The following is a 7,804-nucleotide window of genomic DNA, read 5'->3' on the forward strand; positions in this document are numbered from 1 at the left end:
CCCCAAGCTCTACGCCATGCAGCTGTACCGCGACACTTTGTTCCGCGAGGCCGAAGGCGCCGGGCTCACCTACTGGCAAGAAGTGCTCGGCAGTGGCGCGCAAAGCCGTGCGCAAGTGGCCAACGCCTTCCTGAATTCCACCGAATTCCAGACCCATGCTGGCGCACTGGCCCGCCTGTACTTTGCCGCCTTTGAGCGCATCCCGGACGAAGCGGGCATGACCCACTGGATGGAGCAAATGCTCAACCAAGGCCAGAGCCTGGAGCAAGTGGCCCAAGGCTTTGCCGACAGCAGCGAATTCCAGCGCCAGTACGGGGCGCTGGACAACGCGGGCTTCCTCGACACGCTGTACCAGAACGTGCTGGGCCGGTTGCCTGACGCACCCGGCAAGGCCTACTGGCTGGGCCAGCTGGCTGGCGGCACCACGCGCGGCGAGGCATTGGCCGGGTTTGCCCAATCGAGCGAATACCAGGAACTGATGCGCGAGGAAGTCAGCGTGACACTGTTCTACGTAGGCCTGCTGGGGCGCACGCCAGACCAGAGTGGATACGAACACTGGCTCCATGTGCTCAATAACCAGGGCGATGTGCTGGGGGCCATTGACGCATTCGTACAGTCCCAGGAGTACCACGACCGCTTCCTGCCCAGCGACGGCGGCCCCGCCGGTCTGGTGGGGCTGGCACCCATGCCCGTGCCTGATGCGCTGGGGTGATTTGCGCCATGTGGTGGGAGTACGCCGCCACCAGCGGCGCGATGGGCTGCACCACTGCACCACGCCCTGTCCCTCACCGGGCAGGCGTGGCTCAGGCGGCCAGCGCGGCCTCGATGTCGGCAGCCAGCTCGTGCGGTGCCGTTTGCGGCGCGTAGCGGCGAATCACCCGGCCATCGCGGCCCACCAGAAACTTGGTGAAGTTCCACTTGATGGCCTGGGTGCCCAGCAGCCCCGGCGCCTGGGCCTTGAGCCACTGGAACAGCGGGTGGGCGCCCGCGCCGTTGACCTCCACCTTGGCCAGCACCGGAAAATCCACGCCGTAATTGCGCTGGCAAAACTGCGCAATCTCGGCGTTGCTGCCCGGCTCTTGGGCGCCAAACTGGTTGCACGGAAACCCCAGCACCACCAGCCCTTGGGCCGCGTACTGCTGGTGCAACGCCTGCAACCCGGCCAACTGCGGCGTGAACCCGCAGGCGCTGGCGGTGTTGACGATGAGCAGCACCTGGCCCGCGTATTGGCGCAGCGGCACGCTGTGGCCGTCGGTGCTGTGGGCGTTGAAATCTTCCAGTGGGTGCATGGCAGTGGCTCCTGAAACTGGGGGGTGTCCATTGTGAGCCAAATCGGCCTGTAGCGCCCGCAGGGTAAGCGCGAGCAGCTATCAAAATGGAAGTCAATGGTGGGCGTCGTGGCGCGCGATGCGCAGCAGGTGTTCCACCTCTTGCGGGTGGTGGGTGCAGTTGTGCAGGTGCCAGCGCCGGATCAGCCACATCGCGCCCGCCACCACCACGCCAAACACCGAGATGGCGCCAAAGGCCGACAGGCCGAACTTGGTGGACAGCGCATACAGCGCGCCCAGGCCCAGGATGCAGGCCTGCTCGTTGAAGTTTTGCACGGCAATGGAGCGGCCCGCGCCCATCAGGTTGTGGCCCCGGTGCTGTAGCAGCGCATTCATGGGCACCACCAGAAAACCGCCCAGCCCCCCCAGCACGATCAAAAACGGCACGGCCAGCCAGATGTTGTCGATGAAGTTCATCAAAATCACCAGCAGGCCCATGCCCACACCCAGCGGAATGACGCGGGTGGCGCCTTCCAGGCTCATGCGCATGGAGGCCAGCATGGCGCCCGCTGCCGTGCCGATGGCCACCACACCCACCAGCGCCGAGGCCTGCGTGGTGCTGTAGCCCAGCGCCACGGCGGCCCAGGCCAGCACGATGTAGCGCAGGTTGCCCGAGACGCCCCAGAACAGCGTGGTCGTGGCCAGCGAAATCTGCCCCAGCTTGTCGTGCCACAGGCGGCGGTTGCAGCGCTGGAAGTCGGGCAGCAGGGCCAGCGCGTTGGCCAGCACGCTGCGATCGGGGTCTTGGCGCAGGGGGCGCATTTCCACGCCGGTGTGCGGGATGCGCGTGTTGAACCAGGCGGCAATCAGGTAGAGCACGATCAGCGCGGCAATGCCCGCTTCGGGGGCGGTGTCGATGCCGGTGTCCACCCCGGGCAGGTCAATGGACAGCAGCAGCGGCGCCACCACCGGCCCCACCAGCTGCCCGCCCAGCAGCACACCCAAAATGATGGACGCAATGGTCAGCCCCTCGATCCAGCCGTTGGCCTTGACCAGTTGCGAGGCGGGCAGCAGCTCGGTCAGGATGCCGTACTTGGCGGGCGAGTAGGCCGCCGCGCCCAGCCCTACCACGGCGTACGCCATCAGCGGGTGCGAGCCAAACAGCATCATCAGGCAGCCCACCACCTTGATGGCGTTGCTGATGAACATCACCCGGCCCTTGGGCTGGGCGTCGGCAAAGGCGCCGACAAACGGCGCCAGGACGACGTAGAACAGCGCGAACATGGGTACCAGCGCGGCGCGTTGCCATTCGGCACCGCCGCTGGCGCGCAGCAACTCGACGGCGGCCACGAACAAGGCGTTGTCTGCCAGCGAGCTGAAAAACTGCGCTGACATGATGGTGTAGAAACCGCGCTTCATGGCAAGGGACTGGGGAGGGTGTCCGCTGGGCTGGTGCCCAGGGCAAAGAGGGGGCCGGAGCAAGGGAAGCGCGGTTATATCACGCGTTTGCCGGGGCAACGGTGCCAGAATCCCCAGCATCTTCCCTGAGTCTGCCGCCATGCCGCGCCCCATCCACGCCTGTATCCACACCCCTGCCCTGCAACACAACCTGGCGCGCGCACGCGCCGCTGCCGCTGACGCCAAGGTCTGGGCCGTGGTCAAGGCCAACGCCTATGGCCACGGCATCGAACATGTTTTTGAGGGGCTGCGCGGCGCCGACGGCTTTGCCCTGCTGGACTTGAGCGAGGCCCAGCGCGTGCGCCAACTGGGCTGGCGCGGCCCCATCTTGCTGCTCGAAGGCGTGTTCGAGCCGCGCGACCTGGAGCTGTGCTCGCGTCTGTCCCTGTGGCACACCATCCACTGCGACGAGCAAATCGACATGCTGGCCGCGCACAAAACGCAGGTGGCGCACCGCGTGTTCCTGAAAATGAACACCGGCATGAACCGCCTGGGCTTTACGCCCCAGCGTTTTCGCAGCGCCTGGGCGCGGCTGAACGCGCTGCCGCAGGTCGATGAAATCTCTTTCATGACCCACTTCAGCGATGCCGACGGCGCGCGCGGCATTGCCCACCAGGTGGCGGCCTTCAACGCCGCCGCGCAAGACCTGCCCGGCGAGCGCAGCCTGTGCAACAGCGCCGCCACGCTGCGCCAGCGCCCTGGCACCCCAGCGGTGTACGCCGACTGGGTGCGCGCGGGCATCGCCCTGTACGGCAGCGCCCCCGACCACCCCGAGCACACGGCAGCGCACTGGGGTTTGCAGCCCACCATGACGCTGGCCACGCGCCTGATCGGCACGCAGCAATTGCAGGCGGGCGACACCGTGGGCTACGGCTCGTGCTTTACCGCAGACCGCCCCACCCTGGTGGGCATTGCCGCCTGCGGTTATGCCGATGGCTACCCGCGCCATGCGGGCACCGGCGCGCCCGTGCTGGTGGCGGGCGTGCGCACCCGGCTGCTCGGGCGCGTGAGCATGGACATGCTGGCCGTAGACCTCAACCCCGTGCTGGCGGCGGGCCTGCAGCCCGGCTGGGGCAGCGAAGTGACGCTGTGGGGCCGCAGCAGCACCGGCGCCGTGCTGCCCATCGACGATGTGGCCCACGCCGCAGGCACTGTGGGCTACGAGCTGATGTGCGCACTGGCGCCGCGTGTGCCCGTGGCCGTGGCCGACTGACGGGCGCGCGCCTGGCGGTGCCTCCATGCTGGAGGTGGCCCATGCTGAGCGCGGGCCACTCGCAGCTGCACCGGTCATTTTGAATCACAGCCAATTCGGGCGGTAGGCCTTATCTGGAGAGCGCAGTATGCTATTTAATTAGTAGCAATTTTGCCGCTCCGCAATCGCTGCTGGACAAAGCTGTAGGTGGTAGCTACCATTGATAGTCACCAACCAAGGAGCCCGCCATGGACACCGCCCGCCTTTTCCAATCTGGCCGCAGCCAAGCCGTGCGGCTGCCCAAGGAATACCGTTTTACAGGCACCGAAGTGGTCGTCAAACACTTTGGCAACGGCGTGCTGCTGCTGCCCGCAGACGACCCCTGGCAAACACTGCAAGCCGCTCTTGCCGCGTTTGAGCCCGGCTTTGTGCTCACACGCGAGCAGCCTGACGCCCAGCAACGCGACGAGATCAACCCATGATCTTGCTCGACACCAACATCTGCATCTACATCATCAACGCCAAGCCCCCCGCCGTGCTGGCGCGCTTCCAGCAGTACCGCATGGGCGATGTGGGGCTGTGCAGCGTGGTGGCTGCCGAGCTGGCGTTTGGTGTGGCCAAAAGCGGATCGGCACGCAACCGCCAGGCGCTGGACATGTTTCTGGCCCCGCTGACCATCCTGCCGTTTGACGATGCCGCCGTGTGGGCCTATGGCGACTTGCGTGCCGACCTGGAGCGCCGTGGCACCCCCATTGGCGCGCTCGACACCATGATTGCCGCCCACGCCCTGAGCCAGCAGGCCCTGCTGGTCACCAACAACACCCGCGAATTCGCCAAAGTGCCCGGCCTGCAGCTGGACAACTGGGCTGGCGCCACCTGATCCCTGCTGCGCTTGCCTCTGGTATTGCGCGACACGGCGCCGTTGTGCTCGTCCTGCGGAAAGCGTTTTGGCTTGAGATAGGTCAAGCGCAGGGGGGCGGGGCACTTCAACAATCCCTCCACAGTGGGGGGCTCGCAGTGCCCGAAGGACGCAGGGTTGTTCGGGATTGCACGGCGCACAGGGCGCTCCTGCTGCAAGAAAGGACGTCGCCATGACCTCTTACCGGATCTTGCGGGCCCGACTCGGTGTACTCGCCACCGCCGCCTTGCTGGCCACCGGCGCTGTGTATGCCAAAGGCCCCTCCCCAGAGCCCATTGAGCCGATCAAGCCGCACCGTGTCACCCACCCGGCCAAGGTGGAGTTGGGCAAAAAGCTCTGGTTCGATCCCCGGTTGTCCAAGTCGGGCTTCATCTCCTGCAACTCGTGCCACAACCTGAGCATGGGCGGCTCCGACAACCTCAAGACCTCCATTGGCGACAAGTGGCAAAAAGGCCCGATCAACTCGCCCACAGTGCTCAACTCCAGCCTGAACCTGGCCCAGTTCTGGGATGGCCGCGCCAAAGACCTGCGCGAGCAGGCCGGTGGCCCCATCGCCAACCCTGGCGAAATGGCCTTCACCCACGACCTGGCCGTGGACATGCTGCGCTCCATTCCCGAATACGTGGCCGAGTTCAAGCGGGTGTTTGGCAATGACAAGCTCAGCATCGACGAGGTCACGCTGGCCATTGCCGCCTTTGAAGAAACGCTGGTCACGCCGAACGCGCGCTTTGACCAATGGCTCAAGGGCGACAAAAAAGCCATCACCGCCCAGGAGCTGCGCGGCTACCAGACCTTCAAGGCCAGTGGCTGCGTGGCCTGCCACAACGGCCCCAACGTAGGCGGCAACTCGTTCCAGAAAATGGGCGTGGTCGAGGCCTACCAGACCGACAACCCTGCGGAGGGGCGCTCGGCCGTCACGGGCAAGGATGCCGACCGCTTCAACTTCAAGGTGCCTTCGCTGCGCAACGTGGCGCTGACCTACCCCTACTTCCACGACGGCGCCGCCGACACCCTGCCAGAGGCCGTGGACACCATGGGCCGATTGCAGCTGGGCAAGAAGTTCACGCCGCAAGAGAACGCCGACATCGTCGCTTTCCTCAAGACGCTGACGGGCGACCAGCCCAAGATGGTGCTGCCCATCCTGCCGCCATCGAGCGACCAGACCCGCCGCCCCCAGCCGTTCGAGTGAGCAGCGCCCCCGCGCGGCATATGGATACCCTAAAAAAGTAGTTCCTTTTGCCGCGTGGCTGGGTCACAGTGGCGTTTTGTATTGTCTGAAGGACGAAACGCCATGCACTTCAAACCCCTGGTTCTGGCAGCGGCCCTGGTCGCCACCCTGCCCCTGGCGGCCCACGCCAACACCTTGCGCTTTGCCCGCTCGGGCGATGTGACCACCTGGGACGTACACGCGCACAACCTGGGCCCCAACAACACCCTGCACTCGGCTGTGTACGACACGCTGCTCGAATACAACAGCAAAACCTTCAAGCCCGAAGCCGCCCTGGCCACCGAGTGGAAACAGACCAGCCCCACGCAACTGCGATTGAGCCTGCGCAAGGGCGTCAAGTTCAGCGACGGCAGCGACTTCACTGCCGATGATGCCGTGTTCTCGCTGGAGCGCGCCAAGGCCAAAAGCTCCAACTACGCCGTCTATACCCAGGGCATCGACAAGGTGGTGAAGGTCGATAGCCACACCATCGACATCGTCTCCAACCTGCCCAACCCGGTGCTGCTGAACCAGCTCACCGAGCTGCGCATGATGAGCCGCGCCTGGGCCGAGGCCAACAAATCCACCGAGCCCAAAGACATCAAGTCCAAGGACGAGAACTTTGCCCACCGCAACGCGCTGGGCACCGGGCCGTTTGTGCTCAAGTCCTGGACGCCCGACCAGCGTGCCGTGTTGCAGGCCAACCCGCACTGGTGGGGCAAGGGCAAGTTCCCCACCAACGTCACCGAAGTGATCCAGACGCCCATCAAATCGGACGCCACGCGCACGGCAGCGCTGCTCTCGGGCGAGGTGGATTTTGTGATTGACCCCAGCCTGCAAGACCTGGCCCGCGTGCGCCAGACGCCCAACCTGCAAGTGCTCGAAGGCGCCGAGTACCGCACCATTTTTCTGGGCATGGACCAGTTCCGCGACGAGCTGCCCGGTGCCAGCGTGAAAGGCAAAAACCCGCTCAAGGACGTGCGCGTGCGCAAGGCGCTGTACCAGGCGATCGACATCAACACCATCCAGCGCGTGGTGCTGCGCGGCCTGGCCCAGCCCACGGGCGCGCTGGTGGCGCGCCAGGTCAACGGCTGGACGGCCAAGGCCGATGTGCGCTGGCCCTATGACGCCGCTGCCGCACAAAAGCTGCTGGCCGAGGCAGGCTACCCGCAGGGCTTTGAGGTGGACTTTGCGTGCAGCGCAGGCCGCTACATCAACGACGAGCAGCTATGCCAGGCCATCACTGCGCAGTGGGCCAAGGTGGGCATCAAGGCCAAGCTGCGCACGCAGCCGTTTGCCACCTACTTCCCGATGATCCAGCGCAACGAGGCCAGCATCTACCTTCTGGGCTGGGGCGTGCCCACGTTTGATGCCTTCTACTCGCTGCAATCGCTGGTCCGCTCGCCGGGCGCGGGCGGCGACGGCAACTTCAACCTGGGGCGCTTTTCTGACCCGCAGCAGGACGCACTGATCGAGCGCATCAAAAAAGAAACCGACCACGCCACGCGCAACGCCCTGATCGAGAAAGCGCTGCTGGCCGAGCACCAGCTGATCTCGCACATCCCGCTGTACAACCAGGTGATTCCGTGGGCGGCCACCAAAAAGGTGCAACTGCCCCACCGCGCCGACAACCGCATCGACTGGCGCTTGCTGAAGGTGAACTGAGGCGCCGCCACAGCGGGCGTCATCTGCTATTGATGTGATAGCTGCTAGCGCCCGCTACATCAGTCCTGGAGACGTTTTTTGCTTGAAACGGGGGC

8 protein-coding genes are annotated in these 7,804 nt (G+C 65.4%); 6 read left to right on the forward strand and 2 right to left on the reverse strand.

Features of this window, described 5'->3' with window-relative positions:
* Nucleotides 1-712 (forward strand): DUF4214 domain-containing protein (locus PHX69_RS13960; protein WP_288044449.1); only part of this gene is annotated, 712 nt, incomplete at its 5' end.
* A 91-nt stretch (nt 713-803) separates the two neighbouring features.
* On the opposite strand, the gene PHX69_RS13965 is transcribed toward PHX69_RS13960, so the two are convergent.
* Nucleotides 804-1,289: a glutathione peroxidase gene (locus PHX69_RS13965; protein WP_288044451.1), complete on the reverse strand. Its 486-nt coding sequence runs from the start codon at nt 1,287-1,289 to the stop codon at nt 804-806.
* Nucleotides 1,290-1,382: 93 nt separating this feature from the next.
* Nucleotides 1,383-2,687 (reverse strand): lysophospholipid transporter LplT, encoded by a 1,305-nt coding sequence (gene lplT / locus PHX69_RS13970; protein WP_288044452.1) that lies wholly within the window; start codon nt 2,685-2,687, stop codon nt 1,383-1,385.
* A gap of 139 nt (nt 2,688-2,826) precedes the next feature.
* Here lplT and alr point away from each other — a divergent pair, with 139 nt between their 5' ends.
* The 5 genes from alr (at nt 2,827) to PHX69_RS13995 (ending at nt 7,709) form a co-directional block, all read left to right on the forward strand.
* The gene (gene alr / locus PHX69_RS13975; protein WP_288044453.1) at nt 2,827-3,939 is read left to right on the forward strand and encodes an alanine racemase; all 1,113 of its coding nucleotides are present in this window, start codon (nt 2,827-2,829) and stop codon (nt 3,937-3,939) included.
* A gap of 227 nt (nt 3,940-4,166) precedes the next feature.
* Entirely contained in the window at nt 4,167-4,400 is a 234-nt protein-coding gene (locus tag PHX69_RS13980; RefSeq protein ID WP_288044455.1) for an antitoxin, read from the forward strand.
* Nucleotides 4,397-4,798 (forward strand): type II toxin-antitoxin system tRNA(fMet)-specific endonuclease VapC, encoded by a 402-nt coding sequence (vapC, locus tag PHX69_RS13985; RefSeq protein WP_288044456.1) that lies wholly within the window; start codon nt 4,397-4,399, stop codon nt 4,796-4,798. The genes PHX69_RS13980 and vapC overlap by 4 nt, the downstream gene beginning before the upstream one ends.
* A gap of 211 nt (nt 4,799-5,009) precedes the next feature.
* Nucleotides 5,010-6,026 (forward strand): cytochrome-c peroxidase, encoded by a 1,017-nt coding sequence (locus PHX69_RS13990; protein WP_119013581.1) that lies wholly within the window; start codon nt 5,010-5,012, stop codon nt 6,024-6,026.
* A gap of 102 nt (nt 6,027-6,128) precedes the next feature.
* A complete protein-coding gene (locus tag PHX69_RS13995) occupies nt 6,129-7,709 on the forward strand; it encodes an ABC transporter substrate-binding protein (protein ID WP_288044458.1) in 1,581 nt (526 codons plus the stop codon).
* Nucleotides 7,710-7,804 lie beyond the last annotated feature (95 nt).

This window comes from Simplicispira sp., from assembly GCF_028687295.1.
GTDB lineage: Bacteria > Pseudomonadota > Gammaproteobacteria > Burkholderiales > Burkholderiaceae_C > Simplicispira > Simplicispira metamorpha.

Bases quoted from the DNA above. Each gene is read 5' to 3' on its own strand.
- PHX69_RS13965 (WP_288044451.1), bottom strand. From the start codon at position 1,289: ATGCACCCACTGGAAGATTTCAACGCCCACAGCACCGACGGCCACAGC.
- lplT (WP_288044452.1), bottom strand. From the start codon at position 2,687: ATGAAGCGCGGTTTCTACACCATCATGTCAGCGCAGTTTTTCAGCTCG.
- alr (WP_288044453.1), top strand. From the start codon at position 2,827: ATGCCGCGCCCCATCCACGCCTGTATCCACACCCCTGCCCTGCAACAC.
- PHX69_RS13980 (WP_288044455.1), top strand. From the start codon at position 4,167: ATGGACACCGCCCGCCTTTTCCAATCTGGCCGCAGCCAAGCCGTGCGG.
- vapC (WP_288044456.1), top strand. From the start codon at position 4,397: ATGATCTTGCTCGACACCAACATCTGCATCTACATCATCAACGCCAAG.
- PHX69_RS13990 (WP_119013581.1), top strand. From the start codon at position 5,010: ATGACCTCTTACCGGATCTTGCGGGCCCGACTCGGTGTACTCGCCACC.
- PHX69_RS13995 (WP_288044458.1), top strand. From the start codon at position 6,129: ATGCACTTCAAACCCCTGGTTCTGGCAGCGGCCCTGGTCGCCACCCTG.